Source organism: Streptomyces sp. NPDC007983, assembly GCF_042958345.1.
Taxonomy (GTDB): Bacteria; Actinomycetota; Actinomycetes; order Streptomycetales; family Streptomycetaceae; genus Streptomyces.
Genome location: NZ_JBIBJI010000002.1, coordinates 176,031 through 199,213, shown reverse-complemented (window position 1 = coordinate 199,213; position 23,183 = coordinate 176,031). Strand labels below are relative to the sequence as shown.

Sequence of the window (23,183 nt, the reverse complement as noted above, 5' to 3'; positions counted from 1 at the left end):
GCACCGTGACGACCGCCGCCTCAGCCCTTCCCTCCGGCCCCCGCCGTCCCGCCGACGCCGCCCTCGCCCCGCTCGGCCACGCGGCGCCCGCGCCCGACCCCGCCGACGCCTCCGCGCACTCCTTCCCCGACGGCGGCACCTGGCGCACCGAGATCCCGTCCGTCGAGGGCCCGGAGGCGCTGGCCACCGTGTTCAAGGAGGCCGGGCGGCTCGACGTACCGATCCACCGGATCAGCCAGGGCAGCGGCGTGTGGATGCTCACCGACGCCGAGATCACCGAGATGGTGGAGTCCTGCGCGGAGCGCAACGCCGAGCTGTGCCTGTTCACCGGGCCGCGCGGCACATGGGACATCGGCGGCGCCACCCGCTCCGACTCCGGTGGCGGCGGCCTGCGGGCCCGCGGCCACGACGCGGTCGCCGGATGCGTGGAGGACGCCCTGCGGGCCGCCTCGCTCGGGGTGAAGTGCCTGCTGGTCGCCGACGAGGGCGTGCTGTGGCTGCTGCACCAGCTGCGCGAGCGGGGGGAGTTGCCCGCGGACACCACCTTCAAGCTGTCCGCGCTGATCGGCCCGGTCAACCCGGCCTCGTTCGCGGTGTACGAGCAGCTGGGCGCCGACTCGATCAACATCCCCTCCGATCTGACGCTGGAACACCTCACCGAGATCCGCCGGGTCTCCCGCGCCCCGATGGACTTCTACATCGAGGCGCCGGACGACCTCGGGGGGTACGTACGGCTCTACGACGCGGCCGAGTTGATCCGCCGCGGCGCCCCCATCTATCTGAAATTCGGGCTCAGCAAGTCTCCGGGGATCTACCCCTACGGCGCGCAACTGCGGGACGTGGCGCTGAACAGCGCGCGCGAGCGGGTGCGCCGCGGCCGGCTCGTGCTCGATCTGCTCGCCCGGCTGGGCGCGGACGGCGGACTGTCGCCGCTGGGCTCCCGGTTGCCGGGTCCGCTGCGGCGCTTCCCCGTCACGGACGCGTCCGACGCCGCCACCGGCGCGGCACCCCAGAAGTCCTGAGCAATGACGCCCCAGGGAAGGACCCCATCACCATGCGTACGGTAAGAGGCGCACGAGTCGCGGCGATAGGCGCCGGCCTCCTCGCGCTCTCACTGACCGCCACGGCCTGTGGCCAGGAAGCGGTCGGTGGCAGTCGGTACAAGAGCAAGGAAAAGGGAGGGACGATCGGCATCGCGATGCCGACCAAGTCCTCCGAGCGGTGGATCACCGACGGCCGCAACGTGGCCAAGCAGTTCCAGGCGGCGGGCTACAAGACGGACCTGCAGTTCGGGGAGGACGACGTCCGCACCCAGGTCGCCCAGCTCGAAAACATGATCACCAAGGGTCACCGGCTGCTGGTGATCGCGCCGATCAACGGCGGAGCGCTCAACGACGTCCTGAAGCAGGCCCATGACGCCAACATCCCGGTGATCTCCTACGACCGGCTGCTCCTGGGCACGAAGAACGTCGACTACTACGCGACCTTCGACAACGAGAAGGTCGGCAGGCTCCAGGGCCAGTACATCGTCGACAAGCTGGGGCTGGCCAAGGGCCGCAAGGGCCCGTTCAACATCGAGCTGTTCGCCGGCTCCTCGGACGACAACAACACCCGGTACTTCTACAACGGCGCGATGAGCGTGCTCAAGCCGTACATGGACAAGGGCGAGCTGGTCGTCCGCTCCAAGCAGACCAGCCTCAACCAGCTCTACACCGAGAAGTGGAGCGGAAGCGCCGCCCAGGACCGCATGGAGGACCTGCTCAACAAGTCGTACAGCACCGACGACGTCGACGCCGTCCTCTCGCCGTACGACGGCATGTCCATCGGCATCCTGTCGGCGCTCAAGAGCGCCGGCTACGGCACGAAGGCCAAGCCGTTCCCGGTGGTGACCGGGCAGGACGCGGAGCTGGCCTCCGTGAAGTCCATCATCCGGGGCCAGCAGACGCAGACCATCTACAAGGACCTGCGCAAGCTGGCGAAGGCGACCGTGCAGATAGCCAAGGCGGAGCTGACCGGCGGCAAGGCCCCGATCAACGACACCAAGTCGTACGACAACGGCAAGAAGGTCGTGCCGACCTATCTGCTCAACCCGGTCAGCATCGACAAGTCCAACACCCAAGTGCTGGTGGACCAGGGTTACTACACCGCGTCACAGCTGAAGTAGGGCGGGGTACGGACTATGAGCACCATTCTCGAACTGCGCTCCATCACCAAGACCTTCCCCGGTGTCAAAGCCCTCTCCGACGTCAACCTCCGGGTGCGCGAAGGCGAGATCCACGCCCTGTGCGGGGAGAACGGCGCCGGCAAGTCCACCCTGATGAAGGTGGTCAGCGGCGTCCATCCGCACGGCAGCTACGAAGGCGAGATCCTCTTCGAGGGCGAGCCGTGCGCGTTCAAGGACATCCGCGCGAGCGAACAGCGCGGCATCGTCATCATCCACCAGGAACTCGCGCTGATCCCGTACCTGTCCATCGCCGAGAACATCTTCCTCGGCAATGAACACGCCACCCGCGGTCTGATCAGCTGGAACGAAACCCTCAAGCACGCCAACGCGCTGCTGAAGCGGGTGGGCCTGACGGATTCGCCGCAGACCCGGGTCACCGACATCGGCGTGGGCAAGCAGCAGCTCGTGGAGATCGCCAAGGCGCTCTCCAAGGAGGTGAAGCTGCTCATCCTGGACGAGCCGACCGCGGCGCTGAACGACGAGGACAGCGGCAAACTCCTGGATCTGCTGCTGGAGTTCAAGGCCCAGGGCATCTCCTCGATCATCATCTCCCACAAGCTGAACGAGATCCGCAGGGTCGCCGACTCCGTCACCATCCTGCGTGACGGCCAGACCATCGAGACCCTGTCGGTCCGGGAGACCCCGGAGTCCGAGCCGGAGGTCTCCGAGGACCGCATCATCCGCGGCATGGTCGGCCGCGACCTCGACCACCGCTTCCCCGAGCGCACCCCGTACGAGGGGAAGGACGCCTCCCAGGTGGCCATGGCCATCGAGGACTGGACCGTGCACCACCCCATCGACCAGCAGCGCAAGGTCGTGGACAGGGTGTCCCTGAACGTGCGGCGCGGCGAGATCGTGGGCATCGCCGGACTGATGGGCGCGGGCCGCACCGAGCTGGCCATGAGCGTGTTCGGCCGGACCTACGGGCGCTACGCGGGCGGCCGGGTCCTCCGCGACGGCCAGGAGGTCCGCACCCGTACCGTGCCGGAGGCGATCGACCACGGCATCGCGTACGTCACCGAGGACCGCAAGACTTTCGGCCTCAACCTCGAGGACACCATCAGCCGCAACGTCTCGCTCTCCTCGCTCGGCAAGGTGGCGCGCCGCGGTCTGGTCAACGAGCACGAGGAGTCCCGGGTCGCCGAGCGGTTCCGCAAGACGATGAACATCAAGGCACCCACGGTCTTCGAGCGGGTCGGCCGGCTCAGCGGCGGCAACCAGCAGAAGGTCGTGCTCAGTAAGTGGATCTTCGCAGGTCCCGAGGTGCTCATCCTCGACGAGCCGACCCGCGGCATCGACGTCGGGGCCAAGTACGAGATCTACACGGTCATCAACGACCTGGCGGCGCAGGGCAAGGCCGTCGTCTTCATCTCCTCCGAGCTGGGCGAGCTGCTGGGGATGTGCGACCGGATCTACACGATGGCGGCCGGACGGCTGACCGGAGAGGTGCCCCGGGCCGAGGCGACCCAGGAAGTACTGATGCGCCACATGACCAGGGACAGGGACAGAGGAGACGAAGGATGAGCACGGCCACCCAGAAGACCGAGAGCCCGGCCCCACCGCCGGCCGAGGGCTCCAAGAGCATCGGGACGCTGCTGCTCCAGGGCATGCGGACCAACATGCGGCAGTACGGGATGCTGGTCGCGCTCGCCCTGATCATCGTCATCTTCCAGATCTGGTCGGACGACATCCTGCTGCGGCCGGGCAACGTCACCAGCCTGGTGCAGCAGAACGGCTACATCCTCATCCTCGCGATCGGCATGATGATCGTGATCATCGCGGGGCACATCGACCTGTCGGTCGGATCACTCGTCGCCTTCGTCGGCGCGGCCGCCGGCGCGATGATGATCAAACACGATATGCCGTGGGGCCTCGCGGTCGTCCTCTGTCTGCTCCTCGGCGCCGCCGCCGGTGCGTGGCAGGGCTTCTGGATCGCGTACATCGGCATCCCGTCCTTCATCGTCACCCTGGCCGGAATGCTGGCCTTCCGCGGCGGCACCCAGATCCTGCTGGACGGGCAGTCCCTGTCGCCGTTCCCCGACAGCTTCGAGAAGCTGAGCACCGGGTTCATCCCGGAGATGGGCCCGTACACGCAGTACCACAACCCCACCATGGTGATCGGCCTCATCGTCTGCGCCGCCGCCGTCTGGCAGGAGTGGCGCGGCCGGCAGCAGCGGGCGGCCTATGAGCTGGACGTGGCGCCGCTCGGGCTGTTCTTCGTCAAGTGCGCCGCGATCGTGGCCGCCGTGATGGCCTTCACCATGACGCTGTCCAGCTGGCACGGGGCGCCGTACGGGCTGCTGATCCTGGCCGGCCTCTTCGTGATCTTCAGCTTCGTGATGCGCAACACCGTCATCGGGCGCCATGTGTACGCCCTCGGCGGCAACCAGCCGGCGGCCAAGCTGTCGGGTGTCCGGGACAAGCGCGTCACCTTCATGGTGTTCGTCAACATGGGCATCCTGTCCGCGCTCGCCGGTCTGGTCTTCGCCGCCCGGCTCGGCTCCGCCACCCCCAGCGCGGGCCTCAACTTCGAACTGGAGGCCATCGCCGCGGCGTTCATCGGCGGCGCGTCGGCCAGCGGCGGTGTCGGCACGGTGCTGGGCGCCATCATCGGTGGTCTGGTGCTCGGTGTGCTCAACAACGGCATGTCGCTGGTGGGCATCGGCACCGACTACCAGCAGGTCATCAAGGGACTGGTGCTGCTGGCGGCGGTCGGCTTCGACGTCTGGAACAAGCGCCGGGTCGGTTCGTAGTACGTCATCCAACTACTTCTTGTGGAGCCGCACATGACGCACCAAACGAGCACGAGCAGACGCACGGTCATCACTGCCGCCGCGGCCACCGCCGCGGTGGCGGCCACCGGGACCGGCACCGCCTTCGCGAAGAACCGATCCGACGGTGAGGGACACGGGGGACACGCGGTGAAGGAACACTTCGGCACGCTGGCCGACGGCACCGAGGTCGACCGCTGGACGATCGAGAACGGCCGCACCCGGCTGTCCGTACTGAGCTACGGGGGCGTCGTCCAGACCCTGGAGATCCCCGACCGGCACGGCCGCCGCGCCAACGTCTCGCTGGGCTTCTCCGACCTCGACTCCTACGTGGCCAGCAGCCCGTACTTCGGCGCCCTCATCGGCCGCTACGGCAACCGCATCGCCCGCGGCACGTTCACCCTCGACGGCGAGAAGTACCAGCTGCCGATCAACGACGGCCCCAACAGCCTGCACGGCGGCGACAAGGGCTTCGACAAGCGGGTCTGGTCCGTCGAGCCCTTCCGCAAGGGCTCGGGCGTCGGCCTCACCCTCCGCCGGGTCAGCCCCGACGGCGAGATGGGCTACCCCGGCACACTCACCGTGCGCGTCGACTACACCCTGACCGCGGAGGGCGACTTCCGCATCGACTACGAGGCCACCACCGACAAGGCCACCGTCGTCAACCTCACCAACCACACCTACTACAACCTGGCCGGGGAGGGCTCGGGGTCCATCTACGACCACCGCCTCCAGATCGCCGCGTCCCGCTACACCCCGGTCGACAAGACCCTCATCCCGACCGGCGAGCTGGCCAAGGTCGCCGGAACCCCGTTCGACTTCCGCCGCGCCAAGGACATCGGCCGGGACATCCGGGAGGCCCATCAGCAGGTGCTGTACGGGCAGGGCATCGACCACAACTTCGCGCTCGACAAGGGCCTCACCCGCCACCCCGAGCACATCGTGACGGTCACCGAGCCGGAGTCGGGCCGGGTGATGAAGATCGCGACGATCGAGCCGGGCGTGCAGTTCTACACGGGTAACTTCCTGACCGGCACCTTCGCCGGAACGTCCGGCCAGGTCTACCGGCAGGGCGACGGCTTCTGCCTGGAGACCCAGCACTTCCCGGACTCCCCCAACCAGCCCGGCTTCCCCTCCACCGTGCTCCGCCCGGGCCACACCTACCGCTCCACGACGGTGCACTCCTTCTCGACCCGCTGAGCCCCGGGTCCGCCTCACCTCCCGCTCCGTGCGAACCCGGGGCGGGAGGTTCGTCGTTTCCCCTCCCTTTCCGAGAGGCCCCGCATGCGACCGATACGCACGCTCCTCGCCCTGGCCCTGGCCACCCTCCCGCTGACCCAGACCGCCCCGGCAACCGCCCAGGACCGTGCCCCCACCGTCGAAGAACAGCGCCTCGACAAGGCCGTCCCCCAGGAGATCCTGCGCCGCAGCGGCTTCGACGACGTGGCGCCGGACTTCGCGCGCGACCTGGCGAACGTGCGGTCGTACGCGCAGGCCGAGCGGGTCGTCGCCCGTGAGGGCCGGGCGTTGTGGCGGCGTGCGGTGGACCGGGTGCAGGGGCGGGGGCCCGCCGGTGGCGATCTGAGCCGGGACGACGACCGCCCCCTGTACTGGGCACGGCTCGGGATGACCCGCGCCCTCGGCGAGTGGCGGCCGGGCTTCCCGCTGCCCGAGGCACGCCGCGCCGCGCTGCTCCAGTCCCTCGAACGCGGCTCCCGAGGGCAGGACTCCCTCGACCTCCCCGCGGGCAAGCACATCAAGCGCGTCGTCGTCACCGGCTTCGACCCGTTCCAGCTGGACGCCGACGTACGCCGCTCCAACCCCTCCGGCGCGGCGGCGCTCGCGCTGGACGGCACGACGATCCGTACGGCCGACGGCCCCACGCGCGTCGAGACGGCCGTCTTCCCCGTCCGCTGGGCGGACTTCGCCGACGGCACGGTCGAACGCACCCTGCTGCCGGTGTTCCGCCCCGGCCCGCGCCGGGTGGACGCCTTCATGACGGTGAGCCAGGGCCGGGTGGGCCGCTTCGACGTCGAGCGCACCAACGGCGCCTGGCGCGGCGGCGTCCCGGACAACGCCAACGTCTCCCGCACCGAGACCGTCCCCGTCCCGGCGGATGTGCCGACCCCGCAACCGCAGCCCCAGTGGACGACCACGACCCTGCCCTACCAGCGGATCGTCGCGGCGGACACCGGGCCCGTGCCCGTGTACGACAACACCAGCGTCACCGAGATCCCGGCGGGCGCCACCGCCCCGGTGGTCCGCCCCGACGGCCCGACGCCCGGCTCGACGGCCCGCGCGGGCGGTGGCGGCGACTACCTCTCCAACGAGATCGCCTACCGCGCCACCCTGCTGCGCGACGCCGTCGGCCTGAAGGTCCCGGGCGGCCATCTCCACACCCCGGTCCTCCAGTTCGGCCCGGACAACACCGACCCGTCGACGGGCCGGATCACCGACCCGGACTTCGTCCGCAACCGCCAGGCCATCACCGCCCAGGTCCGCACGGTGCTCACCGTGGTCGCGGCCACGGCGCCCCACTGACACCCGCAGGACGAGGGATGTCTCCAGTTTTCCGTGAGTACGGCAACCATTCACCTCCCGGAGCCCTCTCCCTGCACGACCCTTCGGCGTGACTCGATGGAGGATTTGTGCACAAAAGGACCAGAGGCGTGGTGGGCGTGGCCGTAGGCGCCGCCGTGACCGCCACCATGGCCGCCGCGGCCAATGCCGTGGCACCCGACGGGCCTGACCGGAACCAGTCCGCCACGGCCGCCGCCACGGCGGCGAAGACCCCGGGCGACATCGACCACGACGGCTACGCAGACCTCGGCGTGGGCGCGCCCGACGGCACCGTCTCCGGGAAATCCAAGGCGGGCTATGTGGGCGTGACCTACGGAGCCCGGGCCGGTGTCGACACATCTCGGCACAGCACGCTGTCGCAGGCCGGCACGGGGGTTCCCGGCACCCCCGAGGCGGGAGACCACTTCGGCTCGGCCGTCGTACGCGGCGATGTGGACGGCGACGGGTACACGGACCTGATCGTCGCCGCGAACTACGAGGCCATCGGTACCACCAAGCGGGCCGGTTCCGTCACGGTCGCCTTCGGCGCCGAGGGCGGCCTCTCCGGCGACGCCATCGCCTTCCACGCGCCGACCGCCACCGCCAACGGGCTGTTCGGCGACCGGATGGCCGTGGGCGACTACAACCACGACGGCCGTGACGACATCGCCATTTCCGACGGCGAAAAGGTGCAGCTCGTCAACGGCGCGGCAAACCTGCGCAAGACGGCCACCCCGAAGATGTCCAGCGTCACCCCGCCCGGCGGCGGAGTGGGCGTCGAGCACCTGTCCTCCGGCGACATCAACGGGGACGGCTACGCCGACCTGGTCACCGTCGCCTACCAGGACGACCCCGCCGACGAGGGCACGCTCGGCGTGCTGCCCGGCTCGTCCGGTGGCGTGAAGAGCACGCCGCTGGGCGAGGACGTCCCGCTGCCGTTCGCCTCGTACCGGGCCGTGGTGGGCGACATCAACGGCGACGGCAAGGACGACGTCCTCACGGACACCGGCTTCACCGACGGCCCGGACGACGCACGCCTGCGCACGTTCCCGGGCACCGCCTCCGGGCTCGACACCACCCACCCGGTGATCTGGAAGGGCAAGCATCAGGACGGCATCGCCTCCCGGCTCACCGACATCAACGGCGACGGCCACGACGACCTCGTGGTCGGCGACACCGGAGCCGAGGCCCCCGGCGGCTACAACGACGCCGGCGCCATCACCGTGCTCAAGGGCACCAAGGACTGGCTGACCGACGCGGGCGCGCAGACCTTCTCCCTCGACACCGAGGGCGTCCCCGGCTCCATGACCGGCGGCGACTGGTTCGGCGACGCCGTCGCACCGGCCGACTACAACGGCGACGGCAAGCCCGACCTGGCCATCGGAGTCCCCAACCGCACCGAGGGTGCGGGCGCGGTAGCCCTCTTGTACGCGGGCCCGGACGGCCTCACCGCCAAGGGCTCCGCCCTCATCGGCCCCCGTGACCTCGGCGCCCCGGCCACCGACGCCGCCTTCGGCAAGGAACTGTCCGACCCCGCGACGAAGTAACACCACGCCGCGGTCGGACACCGGCGGCCCGGCCCACCCGGACCGGGCCGCCCGCGCCGACGCCGCTACGAGCCGTTGAGGGCGTCCGCAGCGGTGTCGCCGCGGGTGGGGATCCGGTCCTCTCCCGTCAGGTCGCGGACCAGCAGGGTCGCGCCCGCAACCGCGCCCGGCATGAGGATGACGGAGACCAGGGGGACCAGGAAGAGCAGGGCGAGGGGGAGGCCGAAGCCCACGGTGAGGAGGCGGCGGCCGCGGAGCATGCGGCGGCGCTCCGCGAGCAGCACGCCGCGCCGCAGCAGCGCGACCGAGGTCAGCTCCTCGGCGAGGAAGAAGCCGGTCACGCAGAGGGCGAGGGCGGGGATCACGGTCTGGCCGACGACCGGGATGAAGCCGAGCGCGAAGAAGAGCACGCTCCACAGGGTGACGCGGATGAGCAGGGCGATGGCCTCGCGGAGGCCTGTCCACAGCTCCTGCCAGGTCGACAGGCCGGAGTCGGGGGCCTCGCCGCCCTCGGAGCGGTCGACTTCCTTGGAGAGGGATTCGTAGAAGGGCTGGCCGACCAGGAGCGTGACCGCGGTGAACGTGATCACCGCGAGGAAGAGGCAGGCGGCGGCGAAGAGGAGCGCGAGGGCGCCGCGGAAGACACCGAGCCAGGGTGAGGACCAGTCGTCGGCGAAGGGCGTGGCCCACGCGATGACGTCGTCGGTCCAGTAGAAGAGCACGACGAGCGCCGCCGCGTAGCCGACGAGGGTGATGAGGGCCGGGAGCATCCCGATCCCCCACCACCGTCCGTGCTGGGCCACCCAGCGTTGGCCCTTCACCAGATAGCCGATGCCCACTCCAAGATCGCGCATGGGCGAAAGCCTACTGGGCTACCGGGGCGCGTAGATGACGCCCATCTTGTCGATCTCCTCACCGGCGCGGCCGGTGAAGCCCACGATCTGCCAGCCGTCGGGAGCGGTGTAGGTGGCGGTGTCGGAGGTGGGCGTGCCGGTGGCCAGGGTGCGGCCCGTGTCGGTGGTGAAGGCGGCGGAGAAGAGGCGGGTGCGGCCGTCCTTCTGGCCCCGGGTGAGGGTGACGGAGGTGAGGTGTTCGGCGGGGCCGAGGGTGAGGGTGGCGGGGGTGCCGCCGCTGCCGCCGTGGCTGAGGGTCGTACCGTCGGACAGGGTCAGGGACACGCCGTCCAGGCGGGAGCCGCCGCGCAGGGTGAGGGTGCGGGGCGCGGGGGTGGCGGGCAGGTCGTCGGCGTCGTTGAAGGCGGTGCCGTGCGGCCCGCCGAACTGGTCCCCCGCGCGCAGCGTGGGGGCTGCCTTCCAGGAGAAGTCCACGGTGTGCGGGTAGTGGTCGGACAGCGGCTTGCGGTCGGCGTCGAGGAAGGCGGTGTTCTCGTTGTTGTAGCGGGTGGCGGTGAGGGAGAGGAGCGGGCCGGAGCGGTAGAGGACCTTGTCGACGACCTCGCAGGTGTTGGTGACGTTGTCCGGGTCGCACACGAGCGCGTCGGACCCGGCGGGCGGGGCCGAGCCGCCGCGGACGAGGTTCACCCAGGCGTCGGTGAGGCCGTTGCGGGTGGCGAGGTCGCGGATGTTGTCGGCGGCGCGGGTGTAGCGGGTGTTGGTGTCACCCATGACGAGCACCGCGTTGCCGGCCGAGTTGGCGGTGATGAAGTCGGAGAGCTGGGTGATGTTGGCGCGGCGGGCGGCGAGGTCGGGGTCGGTGGTCCCCGCGTTGGTGTGCACGTTGTACAGGTCCAGGTAGGCGCCTTCGGCGAGCCGCACCCGGGCCAGGGTGAAGCCCTTGGGGGTGAGGCAGTCGGTGCCGTTGCACTTGGTCCACTTGACCCGCTCGAAGTCGTCGTACGGCAGGTCGGAGAGGGTGTTGAGGCCGTCGCCGAAGGCCGCGCCACCGCTGGTGGGGGTGCGGTACGGGTGGTCGTCACCGGCGTAGAGCGCGGCGTGGTAGTTGAAGTCCTCCTGGACGTTGACGATGTCGTACGGGCCCAGGCGGGGCGAGATCAGCGGGGTGTTCTTCGCGGGGTGGCCGGAGGACAGGCCCTCGGGGAGTCCGGCCACGTTGTACGTCAGGACGTTGAACGAGCCGGAGGGGGCGGGGGCCACGGGGGCGGGCGCGCCGGTGTCCGCCGCGGCGGGAGTGGCGGCGAGCGTGCCCGCGCAGGTGGCGAGTGCCGCCGCGGCCGCGACGGCCAGGCGTCCGATGAGTCTCACGAACGTGTCCTCTCAGGGAGTGGTACGAGGGGTCGGAGCTTGCCGGTGCCCGATGTTGTCGGAGCCGTGGTCGGTGGTGTGGGAGTCGATGTCCACCCGGCCCGTGGTGGCGTCCGCGTCCTGCGCGGAGACCACGGACAGGCCCCCGAGCGCGAGGGTCGCGGCCACGCCCGCGGCGACGGCCGTCAGGCGACGCCGACGGTGGCCGGTGCCGGTGGTCGTGTCCGTCGTGAAGTGGTGGTCACCCACGGAGTTCATGAAGGAGCCCTCTCGGTCGGAGGATCCCCACCCGGAGGGGCAATCGCTTGCGGGAGCGCGCGGCAAGCAGGCAGGTCACTGGGCCGGTGGAGATCGTCAAAGGGGTGGCTCTGACGGTGGCGGAATGCGCTGCCCGGGCCCGGTGTGGTCAGGACCGCCCCAGCAGACGACAGCCATCACAGAAGAAGCTAGTAAGCGCTTGTCGGGGATGTCAACACCACTGGCCCATAAGGGAGTTGGCGATAAGAAGAGTTGACGCGCGGAGACTTTGCCGAACTGACAGGCGTCCCACAGAAACCGTCCCTACTTTCCGTGCCCATGACAGATTCATCTCCCGCCCCCATCGGGCGACGCAGAGTACTGATCGCCGGAAGCGCCGCCGCGGCGGCCATCGGAGTCGGCGCCGGGACCGCCGCCGCACGCCCCGAAACGACCGCCACCGGGGCCACCGCCCCGGCCCCGGCGGCCAATGCGATCTGCACGCTCACCAAGCAGCTGACCGAGGGCCCGTACTACCTCGACCACGCCCTCGTACGGGCCGATGTCGGCGAGGACAAGCCGGGCGTACCCCTGCAGCTCGCGCTCACCGTCGTCGACCGCGACACCTGCGCACCGCTGAACAAGGCGCTCGTGGAGATCTGGTACTGCGACGCGCTCGGCGAATACTCCGGCTTCGTCGGCAACAACGGCCACCAGGAGCCGGACAACGGGACGTTCCTGCGCGGCGGTGTGCTCACCGGCACCGACGGCGTGGCCAAGCTGACCGGCATCTACCCCGGCTGGTACCGCGGCCGCTGCGTTCACATCCACGTCAAGGTGCACACGGGCGTCACCCTCACCGCCGACGGCTCGTTCACCGGCGGCAACGAGATCCACACCGGTCAGCTCTTCTTCGACGAGAAGATCACCCAGGCGGTCGCCAAGGTGAGCCCGTATTCCACCAACACCGTCCCCCGTACCCCGCTGTCCTCGGACGGCATCTACGGCAACGGCGGCACCGCCGCCGGGCTGATGGCCGTGACGGCGCTCGGCAGCACACCCTCGGCCGGATACCGCGGCACCCTCACCCTGGGCATCGACTCGGACGCCTGACCGGCGCGGGGCGGCGGAGTCGTCACGCGCGTGGGTCGTGACGGCTCCGCCGCCGGGCGGGCCGGGCCCGCTACCGCGCCACCGCGTACGAGGAGCGCTCGGCGGCCGGGGACAGGCCGGTGGCGAAGGTGTCGACGGCCAGGGCCGTGCGCAGGCAGAGGGTCAGGGCGCGGGCCCGGGCGTGGGCGATGCCGTCCGGGGAGCGGTGGTCGGTGAGATCGGTGAGGCCGCCGCGCCGGGCCGACTCGTCGAAGGACGCCCGCAGGGTGGCGTCCGGGATCGGGGCGCCGCTGTCCAGGGCGTCGGCGAGGGCGGTCAGTCGGGCGTCGAAGAGGGCCGCGATCTCGGCGGCCTCCGGCACGGCGTCGGCCTCGCCGCGCGGCTGCGCGGCGTACAGCTGCGACGCGCACCGGCTCAGCTCCGCGATCGACCGCTGGATGGACTCGATCTCGGCGGCGCTCCAGCGGGCGCGGTGACCGCGCGGTTCGTGGCGGACCGCGGCGACCGCGGCCTCCAGCCGCTCGCGGGTGTGGCGGCTGCGGGAGCGCAGCGCGTCGATGTCCTCGTGCCGCACCACGCCCGGCTCGGTCAGCCCGCCGACCAGCACGTTCAGCAGCCGCCGCTGTACGTCCGTCCACGCGGCGACCAGCGAGGACAGCCGGTCGTGGTGGTACGTGGGCAGGACGACGAAGACGAGGAGCCCGATCATCGCGCCGAGGAGGGTGTCCGCGGGGCGGCCCCAGGCGATGAGGTCGGAGGCCTTGCCCAGCCGGGTGATGAGGACGACGAGCCAGGCGGTGATGAAGAAGTTCAGCACCAGCTGGCCGACGCGCAGGGTGAGGAAGACGCACAGGGCGAGCACCACCGCGGCGACGACCAGCCGGTCCGGGGTCCACCAGACGGGCCGCAGGGCGGCCCAGGCGGCGAGGCCGCCGAGGATCGAGCCGATGGGGCGGGCCCAGCCTCGGGCGAAGGTGTGCCCGTAGTCGGGGAACAGCACCAGCATGGTGGTGAGCGCCGCCCAGAATCCGTGGCCCGGCAGGCCGTGGCCCCAGAAGTCGCCGAGGGCGCGGCCCGCCGCCTCACCGGCCGTGGTGCCGATGGCGACGCGCAGGGCGTGCGGGAACAGCGGGTCGCCGGGGCGCGCCGCGGACCACAGCCGCCGGAACCCGGCGCGGGCGGGGTGTTCGGCGGGGAACAGGGCCAGGACGGGGTGCGTACCGCCGGAAGCCTCCGCGTCGGCCCACAGGCCGGCCAGCCGCCCGGCCTCCTCCAGTGACGGCAGCAGCTCCTCGGCGATCGGGCCGCGCCAGGTCTCCAGGGCCCGTGCGACGTCCGGTGCGAGGGGCTCCGGGCGGGAGGTGCGCAGGGCGCGCGCCACGGAGTCGAGCGCTTCGGCGATCTCCCCGCGGGGGGCCTTCGGGGTGTCGGAGACCAGCAGCAGGGCGCGCCGGATCCGTTCGGCCTCGACGAGCAGTCCGTAGAGCGGTGCCGCGCCGGAGCGGGCGAAGCGCGGCAGCAGATCAAGCGCCCTGCGGGCGGCGGTGAAGGGCGCCGGGGCGGGGTAGCCGCCGGTCCCCTCGGTCCGCGCGTACGCCGCCAGCGAGGCGTAGAGCGCGGCCAGCGCCTTGCGCTGCGCGGGGTGGCGCCGCCCGTACGGGGGCAGCAGCTGGGCGGCGAGGGTCAGGGCCGCGCCCGCGGCCATCCAGCGCACCATCACGAGCCCCGCCCCGACCGTGGCGGCGAGATCGGCGGTGATCAGGCAGCCGATGACGACGAGACAGGCGCGGATGCCGGGCGCCACGCCCAGCGCCCGCCACAGACCGGCCAGGTACGAGAGGACCGCGAGGACGATCAGGAAGTACCAGCCGGCCTGGTGCAGCCAGACACCGGCGAGGGCGGCGAGCGAGAAGCCCGCGCCGAACGCGAACGCGTTCACCGCCCGGTGCCGGACCGGCGCCAGCAGGGTGCCGATGCCGCAGATGAAGGTGCCCACCGACATCATGACCCAGGCCAGCGGATCGCCGGTCAGGGCGCCGAGCACCGCCGCGGCGATGACCGCCAGGACCGCGCGTGCGATCGCGGCGGGCTCCGAGGACACGCGTTCCATGGTCAGCGCGGCCCGGAAGCTGCGGCCGACCGCCGATGTCCACCCCTGTATCTCGTCCTGTATCTCGCGCACCGTACTCATATAGGTGCACTATACAAGTTAATTGCGGCCTACCCCAAACGGATCATGTTCCAGGACATCGGCTCCAGGGTGGCGCGCAGCACGCCGTCCGCGAGGGCCGTGCCCTGACCCGGATGCGGGGTGACGCGCTCGGGCTCGGCCAGGGTGTTGCGGGCCTCCGGGTCGGCGTCGGCCAGCACGCTGTGCTCGACGACCCGGGCGGGCGCCATCCCGTGCAGCGCCACCTCCAGCGGGAGCGGCCGGTGCTGGTCGCGGTTGACGGCGAAGACGGTGACCTCGCCGGTCTCCTCGTTCCGCACGGCCGTGGCGTGCAGCAGCGGCACCTCCCCGTACCGCGCCGTCTCGTGCGCGGGGCTGTCGACCGCGACCTGGAGCACCCGGCCGCGGCCGTACGCCGAGGCCTGGGCGAAGGGGAAGAAGGTGGTCTGGCGCCAGGCCGGGCCGCCCGGTTCGGTCAGGATCGGGGCGATGACGTTGACGAGCTGGGCGAGGCAGGCGACCGTCACGCGGTCGGCGTGGCGCAGCAGCGCGATGAGGAGCGAGCCGAAGACGACGGCGTCGGTGACGGAGTAGTTGTCCTCCAGCAGCCGCGGCGTCTCCTCCCAGTTGGGCGGCTCGGCGTTCGCGAAGCGGCTCTGGTACCAGACGTTCCACTCGTCGAAGGAGAGGTTGATCTTCTTCTTCGACTTCAGCCGGGCGCCCACGTGGTCGCAGGTCGCGACGACGTTCTCGATGAAGGACTCCATGTCGACGGCGGAGGCGAGGAAGGAGTCGCGGTCGCCGTCGTGCTCCTCGTAGTAGGCGTGCAGGGAGATGTAGTCGACCAGGTCGTAGGTGTGCTGCAGGACCGTGGCCTCCCAGGCGGCGAAGGTCGGCATGGCCTGGTTGGAGCTGCCGCAGGCGACGAGTTCGACATCCGGGTCGATCTGGCGCATGGCGCGGGCGGTCTCGGCGGCCAGCCGGCCGTACTCCTCCGCGGTCTTGTGGCCGGTCTGCCAGGGGCCGTCCATCTCGTTGCCCAGACACCACAGCCGGATGGCGTACGGGTCCTTGTCGCCATGGCCGGCGCGGCGGTCGGACAGGGCGGTGCCGGACGGGTGGTTGGCGTATTCCTGCAGCTCCAGGGCCTCGGCGACACCGCGGGTGCCGAGATTGAGCGCCATCATGGGCTCGCCGCCGACCTTGCGGACGAAGTCGACGTACTCGGAGATCCCGAAGCGGTTGGTCTCGGTCGAGCGCCACGCGAGGTCCAGGCGGCGGGGGCGCTCGTCGGCGGGGCCGGTGCCGTCCTCCCACTTGTAGCCGGAGACGAAGTTGCCGCCGGGGTAGCGCAGGGCGGTGACTCCGAGTTCACGGATCAGCGCGAGGACGTCGGTGCGCAGCCCGGCCTCGTCGGCGGCGGGGTGCCCGGGTTCGTAGATCCCGGTGTAGACGCAGCGGCCGAGGTGCTCGACGAACGAGCCGAAGAGACGGGGGTCGACGTCGCCGACGGCGAAGGCGGGGTCGAGGGTGAACCGGGCGGGGGCGGTCGACTGCATGGCGGCGCCTCTCTGCTGCTCTGTTCGATATGCTGTTCTGTTCGAAATACTGGATTGCGATCGCATATCCGAACGAGACGGTAAGAGCTGACCGCCCCGGCGTCAACGCCCCCGCCGGGCACGAGCGCGGTGTCTCAGTACGCGGCCGGCCAGCCGCCGCTCCAGCTCAGCAGGTTGACGCCGAGCTTGGCGGTGCCGTTGTCCTGGCCGTCGTAGTAGTGGTAGACGAGCAGGTCGCCGTCGCTGTCGCTCATGATCGACTGCCCGCCGGGGCCGATGTAGCGGCCGTGGGACTCCAGGACCGGGGAGCCGCCGTTGTTCATCATGTTCACCCCGTTCTTGTCGTAGTACGGCCCGGTGGGCTTGGTGGCGCGGCCGACCTTGATCTTGTACGTGGAGCCGGCGCCCGCGCAGCAGGTGTCGTAGGACGCGAACAGGTAGTAGTAGCCGTTGCGCTTGACGACGGACGGCCCCTCGACCGCCTTGGTGCCGGTGGGCCGGGAGGCGATGCCGTAGACGGTCTTGTCGCCCGTGTACTGCTTGCCGGTGCCCGGGTCGAGGCGGATCATCTTCAGCCCCGACCACCACGACCCGAAGGACAGCCACCACTTCCCGTCGTCGTCCACGAAGAGGTTCGGGTCGATGGCGTTGTAGTCGCTGCCGGCGGTCGTGGAGTGGACGATGCCGTAGTCGGTCCAGGTGCCGGCCCGGCCGCTGGCCGAAGTGGCTAAGCCGATGGCGGACTTGCTGGAGCCGAAGGACGAGACGGCGTAGTACATCAGGTACTTGCCGCCGTGGTACGAGATGTCCGGGGCCCAGGGGTCGTTGCCCGAGGAGTACGTCTTCCACCAGGACGGCGGGGAGTTGAAGGCGTTCCCGGAGCGGCTGAAGGCGATCCGGTCGGTGGAGGTGCGGGCCTCCAGCCCGCCGTGGGTGGAGTAGAGCAGATAGGTGCCGTCGGCGGCGCGGAGCATCGTCGGGTCGTGGACGGTGATGTCGCCCGTCACCCGGCCCGGGTTCGGATAGGCGGAGGCGCTGGCCGGGAGCAGGGCGAGCAGGAGTGCGGCGGGCAGGGCGAGCCATCTGGTGCGGTGACGCGTTGTCATGCGGCGGTTCTCCTTCGTGTCACGTCGTCGGTGCTCTGTTCTTGACGCTCACTCTTGACCGGGGTGGGGGCCGCCTCTAGCGTGCGGCCGACGTTACGGAAACGTTCCGGAAGTTTTCGGAGCCTGGGAAGGGAAGTTTTCGTGATCAAGACGGTCCGTACCGCTCTCGTCGGCGCGCTCGCCGCCGCCCTGATCCCTCTGGCCATGCCGTCCGCCGCCGCTGAGCAACCTTCCACCCCCGGCGCGGATTTCGGAAGACCCCTCCAGCCGATCGATGGCTTCGGTTTCTCGGAAGCCTTTCAGCGCGCCGATCTGATGCGGGGCGCGGGCGGGCTCACCCCCGAGCACCGGCGGGAGGTGCTGGACCTGCTGCTGAACCGGCGCACCGGCGCGGGGCTCAGCATCCTGCGGCTCGGCATCGGCTCGTCCTCGGACGAGGTCTACGACCACATGAAGTCCATCCAGCCCACCGACCCCGGCGGCCCGGACGCCCCGCCGGCTTACGAGTGGGACGGCAAGGACGGTGGCCAGGTGTGGCTGGCCAAGGAGGCGAAACGGTACGGCGTCCAGCGCTTCTACGCCGACGCCTGGAGCGCGCCCGGCTACATGAAGACGAACGGAACGGACGCGAACGGAGGCACGCTGAAGCCGGAATGGCGGCGCGCCTACGCCGACTACCTGGTGCAGTACGCGAAGTTCTACCGCCAGGAGGGCATCCGGATCACCGACCTCGGCTTCACCAACGAGCCGGATCTCACCACGTCCTACGCCTCCATGCGGTTCACGCCGAAGGAGGCGGCCGAGACCGTGAAGGCGCTCGGCCCGGCGGTCCGGCGCGCCGGGATCGGCCTGGTGTGCTGCGACGCGGCCGGATGGGACCAGCAGGCCGAGTACAGCGCGGCGATCGAGGCGGACCCGCAGGCGTCGCGGTACGTCGGCACGCACACCGGACACCCGTACGTCACGCCCTCGGACCAGCCGCTGCCGACGACCCGGCGCACCTGGATGTCCGAGTGGAGCCCCAACGGCACGACGTGGAACGAGGCGTGGGACGACGGCAGCAGCTATGACGGGCTCGCCGTCGCCGAGGCGATCCACACCACGCTCGCGGACGCGCGGGCGAGCGCGTACGTGTACTGGTTCGGCGCCTCGGTGGGGGCGACGCGGGGGCTGATCCAGCTCGACGGCGCGGACTACCACGTCTCCAAGCGGCTGTGGGCGCTCGCCGCGTACAGCCGCTTCGTACGGCCGGGAGCGGTGCGGGTGGCGGCGTCGGCCGGGGCCGCCGCGGCGGACGGCGTGAAGGTGACGGCCTTCCGGAACCGGGACGGGGGCCGGGTGCTGGAGATCCTGAACACCGGCCGGGAGACGGTCCGCACGGACTTCGCGGTGGGCGGCGGACGGGGGCACGGCGCGGTGTACCGGACGGACGAGACGCATTCGCTGAGCCGGGTCGGCGCGGCGGTGGTGCGGGGCGGCGCGCTGGATGCGGAGCTTCCGCCGCGCTCCCTGACCACGGTGGTCCTGCCGTGACGTGCTTCCCGGCCTGAAGTCCGGGAATTCCCCAGCGTTAGGCGTTCGTTAGCGGTGCGTCAGCACCCAGGCCGTAGGTTGGCCGCGTGAACTTCCAAGAGAAGCTTGAGGACGCCCGGCAACGTTTTTTCCCGATACGTCTTCCGGGGAGCAATAGCGGTGCCGGCCTCTGCGTTGATGAAGCGACCTTCCGCGAAGCGGTAACGGAGATATACGCCGACGTCTTCCCCGAACGGGATGCCTACCCGTACAACCCGAAATCCCCCGAACTCGTCCAGGAATACAGCAGGCTCCATGCGGAGCGCATCCTCATCGAGAACTCGGAAGGGAAGGTGGTGGGCTGGCTCAAGGGCCGGATGGAAGACCCCACCACCTTCTACCTGGGCACGAGCGGCCTCCTGCCGGAGTACCGCGTCCAGCGCCTCGCGGCCCTGGTCTACTCCAGGCTGCTGGAGTACCTGGAGGACCTGGGCTACGAGCGGGTGACGTCACAGCACCACCCGCACAATCGCGCCGCCATGATTCTCCAGCTCAAGTACGGCTTCGCCTTCGAGGGCATGAGCCTGGACGAGCGGTGGGGGCCGATGGTGAAGATGGTCTACTTCTTCGACAGGGACCGCCGTGCGGAATTCGAGAGGCGATTCGGGTTCGAGCAGTACCCGAAGGGGCCGTGATCCCGGCATGCCCCCGTTGCCGCTCGCCATCTCATCGAGGACACCGTGCACGTAACCTATCTGCTCGCCACCGGCAGCAACTCCATCTACGACGGAAAGCATGACCAAGGCGGCCGCTATCACACCTACGGTCAGCACAGCTTCGTCCTGGATCTGATCGGAGTCATGAGCAAGGACGGGCACGAGGTCCGTCTCGTGGTCGACGACCTCCGCAGATTCGCGCTCACCTCGCAGGTCCGGAAACTGGACTCCGTATCCGTGTCCGTGACGGACGAGATCGGCCCTTCGGACAAGACCGACCTTCTCCTGGTCGACGAGGTGTCCGACGAGATGCTGCGCATCTTCCCCGATGACATCCCCGCGTTCAGGATCGTCCATCACGCCGGCCGCCGCTCCTCGGACTACCTGGTGTCGCGCTGTTCGCGCTTCCTGTGCATGACGGAGAACGCTCTCGCCCTGCAACAGGCGTACCTGCCGCCGGGCCGGGCGGTACTCGCCCACCAGGGCGTGGACCTGGACCGCTTCCCCGCGACCCCGGACAAGAGCCGGGCGGCCCGACCGCGCGTCCTTGTCTACGGCCGGATGGATTCGGGGCGTGAGGCGGTCATGGGCAAGGTCATGGAGAACCTCGACCGGGAAAAGCTCCTCGTGTACGCGGCGGGTGACGGACCGGGGTTCTGGGACATCAGCGACGGCTTCGGCAGCGAGATCATCCTCATCAACCACGTGCCGTGCCATTCGATACCGAACCTGCTGGCCGAGATGGATGTCGTCATCTCACTCGGCCGAGGCGCGATGGAGGCCATGGCGACCGGCATACCCACCATCTGCGCGGGCTACGGCTACGCCGGTCTGATCACGGAGGACACCATAGGTTCCCTCCTGCGGTACAACCTCACCGGCGCGTACAGCGATCACGACGCCGCGTCCGTCATGGAGGACGTCCACGCCGCCTTGCACAGCGATCGCCGAGCCGTCCGGAAACTCGCCGAGACACACCTGTCGGCCGACGCCTTCACTCACCGCGTATGCGAGTTGTACGCGCAGGCCGCCGGATGACGGACGGCCGGCCGCCCGGACTCTTCGGCGCCCGCAACCCCCGGTTCTATTTCGTGGGCCAGGTCGTCTCCCAGGTCGGGACCAATATGCAGATCGTGGCACTGGGCTGGTTCACCTACCAGCTCAGCCGCGACGAGCTGGTTCTCGGCATCGTCACGGCGGCACCGATTTTCACGATGCTTCTGATCGGCCCGGTCGGAGGCCTGGTCGCGGATCGCTTCCCCGCCCGCCGGGTGCTGCTGTGCACCCATGCCCTGCTCGCGCTCTTCGCGCTGGCACTGGGGCTGCTGGCCGAACACGGCTCGATCGCGGTGTGGCAGCTCATCGTCAGCGCCCTGTGCGTGGGGGCCGTGAACGCGATCGGCCTGCCCACGGCGCAGGTGTTCGTCTCGGAGATCGCCGGAGACGCGATGCTCCGGCAGGCGGTCACCCTCAACAACGTGATCCTGGATCTGTCGCTGATCGTCGGGTCGGCGGCGGTGGGACCCGTGATGGGAATGCTGGGGCTGGGCGGAGTGATCCTGCTGAACGCCGCGTCCTATCTGACCGTCATCGTGGCCCTGCTCCTGGTCCGCCCGGCGGAGCTGCACACCCGTCGGCAGGCGCCGAAGGACCGCACCCAGTTGTGGCGGGCGTGGGTGTACCTCTGGGCCCGGCCCGGCCTCGCGCTTCTGATCGTCATCATCGCCACGGTGGGCGTGTTCGGAACCAGCCTGCCCTCACTGCTGCTCCTGCTCACATCGAGCGAACTGAACGAGGAGGCGGGCGCCTACGGTGTGCTGCTGGCCGTGATCTCGGTGGGATCGCTCCTGGGCGCCTGGATGATGTGGCGCACCAAGGTCGTCCTGGGCACGGTCCTCGCGGGCAGTGTTCTCCTCGGCGTTCTGGAGATCGTCACCTCGGTCATGCCCACGGTGGTCACGCTCGGCCTGGTGCTCCTGCCGCTCGGCATGGTGTCCCTCGTCCTCCGGGCGGGGCTGCTCAGCCTGGCGCAGCTCCAGACGAGGCCGGATTACCGCGGCCGCGTCATGGCCATCTTCCAGTTGGTCTACCGCTCCGGCTGGCTGCTCGGCACCCTGCTGACCAGTTGGCTGGCCGGAGTGCTGGGTCCGCGACCCGTGATCGGTCTCGGCGGAGCCGGTGTCACCCTCGGCGTGACGCTGATCATCATGATCATGGTGACGTTCGGGGTCATGTCGGTCTCCTTCACCGCGGCCCGCCCTCCGCGGCTCCACGTCGAACTCCCGCAGCCGCCCGAAGGCCGCCATCGGCGCCGCCCCCGCCATGCGATAGCCGATTGAGGCGGGGGCGTTCGCCGCCTCGTGGCGTATCGAACGCCCCCGCCTCGGCGCTGCGCGGGAATCGCCGGGTCCTCAGTCCTCGAAGGCGACGATCATCTTGCCGATGTTCTCGCCGCGGAGCATGCCGAGGAAGGCGTCCACCGCGTTGTCCACGCCCTTGACGACGGTCTCGCGGTAGTGCAGCTTGCCCTCCCGCACCCAGGCGCCGACCTCCTCGAAGAACTGCGGCTGGAGGTGGTTGTGGTCGTTGACCAGCATGCCCTGCATGCGCAGCCGCTTGCCGATGATGAGCGCGAGGTTGCGCGGAGCGGCGGGCGGCTCGGTCACGTTGTACTGCGCGATCATGCCGCAGACGGTGATGCGGCCGTGCACCTTGAGGCTGCTGAGAGCGGCCTCCAGGTGGTCGCCGCCGACGTTGTCGAAGTAGACGTCGATGCCGTCGGGGGCGGCCTCCTTCAGCTGCTCGGCGACCGGGCCGTTCTTGTAGTTGAACGCCGCGTCGAAGCCGTACTCGTCGAGCAGCAGCCGCACCTTCTCGTCCGAGCCCGCACTGCCGATGACCCGCGAGGCGCCCTTGAGCTTGGCGATCTGGCCGACCTCGCTGCCGACCGCGCCCGCCGCGCCGGAGACGAACACCGCGTCGCCCTCCTTGAACGACGCGACCTCCAGCAGGCCCGAGTAGGCGGTGAGGCCCGTCATGCCGAGCACACCGAGGTACGCGGTGAGCGGGGCGACCTGCGGGTCCGCCTTCACCGCGCGCTTGCCGTCCACCACCGCGTACTCGCGCCAGCCGCTGAAGTGCAGGACGTGGTCGCCGACCGCGAGGCCGTCCGCGTTCGAGGCGATCACCTTGCCGACCGCACCGCCCTCCATCGGCTGGTCCAGCTTGAACGGCGGCACATATGACTTCACGTCGTTCATCCGGCCGCGCATGTACGGGTCCACCGACATGTACAGGTTGCGGACCAGCACCTGGCCCGGTCCCGGCTCGGCCACCGGTACCTCGCGCAGCGCGAAGTCCTCCGGCTTCGGCCAGCCCTCGGGACGGGCGACGAGGTGCCATTCACGGCCGGTGGCGGGGATCGCGGACATGGAAGTGCCTCCTCTT

General features: G+C 70.2%; 19 protein-coding genes. 12 read left to right on the top strand and 7 right to left on the bottom strand.

What is annotated here, in order from left to right:
• Positions 1-5: 5 nt before the first annotated feature.
• From ACFZCY_RS05700 to ACFZCY_RS05670, 7 genes are all read left to right on the top strand, one after another.
• Complete coding sequence (locus ACFZCY_RS05700; RefSeq protein WP_391169762.1) at positions 6-1,022, top strand: hypothetical protein; 1,017 nt, start codon at positions 6-8, stop codon at positions 1,020-1,022.
• A 32-nt stretch (positions 1,023-1,054) separates the two neighbouring features.
• On the top strand, positions 1,055-2,164 hold the full coding sequence (chvE, locus tag ACFZCY_RS05695) for a multiple monosaccharide ABC transporter substrate-binding protein (protein ID WP_391169760.1): 1,110 nt from the start codon (positions 1,055-1,057) through the stop codon (positions 2,162-2,164).
• Between the two features lie 15 nt (positions 2,165-2,179).
• On the top strand, positions 2,180-3,748 hold the full coding sequence (mmsA, locus tag ACFZCY_RS05690; RefSeq protein ID WP_391169758.1) for a multiple monosaccharide ABC transporter ATP-binding protein: 1,569 nt from the start codon (positions 2,180-2,182) through the stop codon (positions 3,746-3,748).
• Positions 3,745-4,977 (top strand): multiple monosaccharide ABC transporter permease, encoded by a 1,233-nt coding sequence (mmsB, locus tag ACFZCY_RS05685; RefSeq protein WP_055550537.1) that lies wholly within the window; start codon positions 3,745-3,747, stop codon positions 4,975-4,977. Before mmsA ends, mmsB begins: the two co-directional genes overlap by 4 nt.
• A 33-nt stretch (positions 4,978-5,010) precedes the next feature.
• Entirely contained in the window at positions 5,011-6,195 is a 1,185-nt protein-coding gene (locus tag ACFZCY_RS05680) for a galactose-1-epimerase (RefSeq protein WP_391169755.1), read from the top strand.
• Between the two features lie 84 nt (positions 6,196-6,279).
• A complete protein-coding gene (locus ACFZCY_RS05675; RefSeq protein WP_391169753.1) occupies positions 6,280-7,536 on the top strand; it encodes a pyroglutamyl peptidase in 1,257 nt (418 codons plus the stop codon).
• Between the two features lie 131 nt (positions 7,537-7,667).
• The gene (locus ACFZCY_RS05670) at positions 7,668-9,101 is read left to right on the top strand and encodes an FG-GAP-like repeat-containing protein (RefSeq protein ID WP_391169751.1); all 1,434 of its coding nucleotides are present in this window, start codon (positions 7,668-7,670) and stop codon (positions 9,099-9,101) included.
• A gap of 65 nt (positions 9,102-9,166) precedes the next feature.
• On the opposite strand, the gene ACFZCY_RS05665 is transcribed toward ACFZCY_RS05670, so the two are convergent.
• Genes ACFZCY_RS05665 through ACFZCY_RS05655 form a run of 3 tightly spaced genes read right to left on the bottom strand, consistent with a single transcriptional unit; the run spans position 9,167 to position 11,581 of the window.
• Positions 9,167-9,955, bottom strand: coding sequence for an EI24 domain-containing protein (locus ACFZCY_RS05665; protein WP_391169749.1), 789 nt, complete (start codon positions 9,953-9,955; stop codon positions 9,167-9,169).
• 18 nt (positions 9,956-9,973) lie between these two features.
• Positions 9,974-11,323 carry a jacalin-like lectin gene (locus tag ACFZCY_RS05660; protein ID WP_391169747.1) on the bottom strand — a complete coding sequence of 450 codons (1,350 nt, stop codon included), beginning with the start codon at positions 11,321-11,323 and terminating at the stop codon, positions 9,974-9,976.
• A gap of 12 nt (positions 11,324-11,335) precedes the next feature.
• On the bottom strand, positions 11,336-11,581 hold the full coding sequence (locus ACFZCY_RS05655) for a hypothetical protein (protein WP_391169745.1): 246 nt from the start codon (positions 11,579-11,581) through the stop codon (positions 11,336-11,338).
• Positions 11,582-11,899: 318 nt separating this feature from the next.
• On the opposite strand from ACFZCY_RS05655, the gene ACFZCY_RS05650 reads away from it, so the two are divergent.
• The gene (locus ACFZCY_RS05650) at positions 11,900-12,673 is read left to right on the top strand and encodes an intradiol ring-cleavage dioxygenase (RefSeq protein WP_391169743.1); all 774 of its coding nucleotides are present in this window, start codon (positions 11,900-11,902) and stop codon (positions 12,671-12,673) included.
• 70 nt (positions 12,674-12,743) lie between these two features.
• On the opposite strand, the gene ACFZCY_RS05645 is transcribed toward ACFZCY_RS05650, so the two are convergent.
• The 3 genes from ACFZCY_RS05645 to ACFZCY_RS05635 all read right to left on the bottom strand — a co-directional run bounded on the left by ACFZCY_RS05645 (position 12,744) and on the right by ACFZCY_RS05635 (position 17,508).
• The gene (locus tag ACFZCY_RS05645) at positions 12,744-14,864 is read right to left on the bottom strand and encodes an FUSC family protein (RefSeq protein WP_391169740.1); all 2,121 of its coding nucleotides are present in this window, start codon (positions 14,862-14,864) and stop codon (positions 12,744-12,746) included.
• 29 nt (positions 14,865-14,893) lie between these two features.
• Positions 14,894-16,402 (bottom strand): alpha-L-arabinofuranosidase C-terminal domain-containing protein, encoded by a 1,509-nt coding sequence (locus tag ACFZCY_RS05640; protein ID WP_391169738.1) that lies wholly within the window; start codon positions 16,400-16,402, stop codon positions 14,894-14,896.
• Between the two features lie 134 nt (positions 16,403-16,536).
• A complete protein-coding gene (locus tag ACFZCY_RS05635; protein ID WP_391169736.1) occupies positions 16,537-17,508 on the bottom strand; it encodes a family 43 glycosylhydrolase in 972 nt (323 codons plus the stop codon).
• A gap of 141 nt (positions 17,509-17,649) precedes the next feature.
• On the opposite strand from ACFZCY_RS05635, the gene ACFZCY_RS05630 reads away from it, so the two are divergent.
• The 4 genes from ACFZCY_RS05630 to ACFZCY_RS05615 all read left to right on the top strand — a co-directional run bounded on the left by ACFZCY_RS05630 (position 17,650) and on the right by ACFZCY_RS05615 (position 22,075).
• Positions 17,650-19,041 carry a glycoside hydrolase gene (locus tag ACFZCY_RS05630; protein WP_391169734.1) on the top strand — a complete coding sequence of 464 codons (1,392 nt, stop codon included), beginning with the start codon at positions 17,650-17,652 and terminating at the stop codon, positions 19,039-19,041.
• A gap of 86 nt (positions 19,042-19,127) precedes the next feature.
• On the top strand, positions 19,128-19,715 hold the full coding sequence (locus ACFZCY_RS05625; RefSeq protein WP_391169732.1) for a GNAT family N-acetyltransferase: 588 nt from the start codon (positions 19,128-19,130) through the stop codon (positions 19,713-19,715).
• Between the two features lie 45 nt (positions 19,716-19,760).
• Positions 19,761-20,774 carry a hypothetical protein gene (locus ACFZCY_RS05620; protein WP_391169730.1) on the top strand — a complete coding sequence of 338 codons (1,014 nt, stop codon included), beginning with the start codon at positions 19,761-19,763 and terminating at the stop codon, positions 20,772-20,774.
• Positions 20,744-22,075, top strand: coding sequence for an MFS transporter (locus tag ACFZCY_RS05615; RefSeq protein ID WP_391169728.1), 1,332 nt, complete (start codon positions 20,744-20,746; stop codon positions 22,073-22,075). The genes ACFZCY_RS05620 and ACFZCY_RS05615 overlap by 31 nt, the downstream gene beginning before the upstream one ends.
• Positions 22,076-22,147: 72 nt before the next feature.
• Here ACFZCY_RS05615 and ACFZCY_RS05610 read toward each other — a convergent pair whose 3' ends face one another.
• The gene (locus ACFZCY_RS05610; RefSeq protein WP_391169726.1) at positions 22,148-23,167 is read right to left on the bottom strand and encodes a zinc-binding dehydrogenase; all 1,020 of its coding nucleotides are present in this window, start codon (positions 23,165-23,167) and stop codon (positions 22,148-22,150) included.
• Between the last annotated feature and the right edge of the window lie 16 nt (positions 23,168-23,183).

Excerpts from the sequence above, each read along its gene's own strand:
- chvE (WP_391169760.1), top strand. The coding sequence starts at position 1,055 with ATGCGTACGGTAAGAGGCGCACGAGTCGCGGCGATAGGCGCCGGCCTC.
- mmsA (WP_391169758.1), top strand. The coding sequence starts at position 2,180 with ATGAGCACCATTCTCGAACTGCGCTCCATCACCAAGACCTTCCCCGGT.
- mmsB (WP_055550537.1), top strand. The coding sequence starts at position 3,745 with ATGAGCACGGCCACCCAGAAGACCGAGAGCCCGGCCCCACCGCCGGCC.
- ACFZCY_RS05680 (WP_391169755.1), top strand. The coding sequence starts at position 5,011 with ATGACGCACCAAACGAGCACGAGCAGACGCACGGTCATCACTGCCGCC.
- ACFZCY_RS05675 (WP_391169753.1), top strand. The coding sequence starts at position 6,280 with ATGCGACCGATACGCACGCTCCTCGCCCTGGCCCTGGCCACCCTCCCG.
- ACFZCY_RS05665 (WP_391169749.1), bottom strand. The coding sequence starts at position 9,955 with ATGCGCGATCTTGGAGTGGGCATCGGCTATCTGGTGAAGGGCCAACGC.
- ACFZCY_RS05655 (WP_391169745.1), bottom strand. The coding sequence starts at position 11,581 with ATGAACTCCGTGGGTGACCACCACTTCACGACGGACACGACCACCGGC.
- ACFZCY_RS05650 (WP_391169743.1), top strand. The coding sequence starts at position 11,900 with ATGACAGATTCATCTCCCGCCCCCATCGGGCGACGCAGAGTACTGATC.
- ACFZCY_RS05645 (WP_391169740.1), bottom strand. The coding sequence starts at position 14,864 with ATGAGTACGGTGCGCGAGATACAGGACGAGATACAGGGGTGGACATCG.
- ACFZCY_RS05640 (WP_391169738.1), bottom strand. The coding sequence starts at position 16,402 with ATGCAGTCGACCGCCCCCGCCCGGTTCACCCTCGACCCCGCCTTCGCC.
- ACFZCY_RS05635 (WP_391169736.1), bottom strand. The coding sequence starts at position 17,508 with ATGACAACGCGTCACCGCACCAGATGGCTCGCCCTGCCCGCCGCACTC.
- ACFZCY_RS05615 (WP_391169728.1), top strand. The coding sequence starts at position 20,744 with ATGCGAGTTGTACGCGCAGGCCGCCGGATGACGGACGGCCGGCCGCCC.
- ACFZCY_RS05610 (WP_391169726.1), bottom strand. The coding sequence starts at position 23,167 with ATGTCCGCGATCCCCGCCACCGGCCGTGAATGGCACCTCGTCGCCCGT.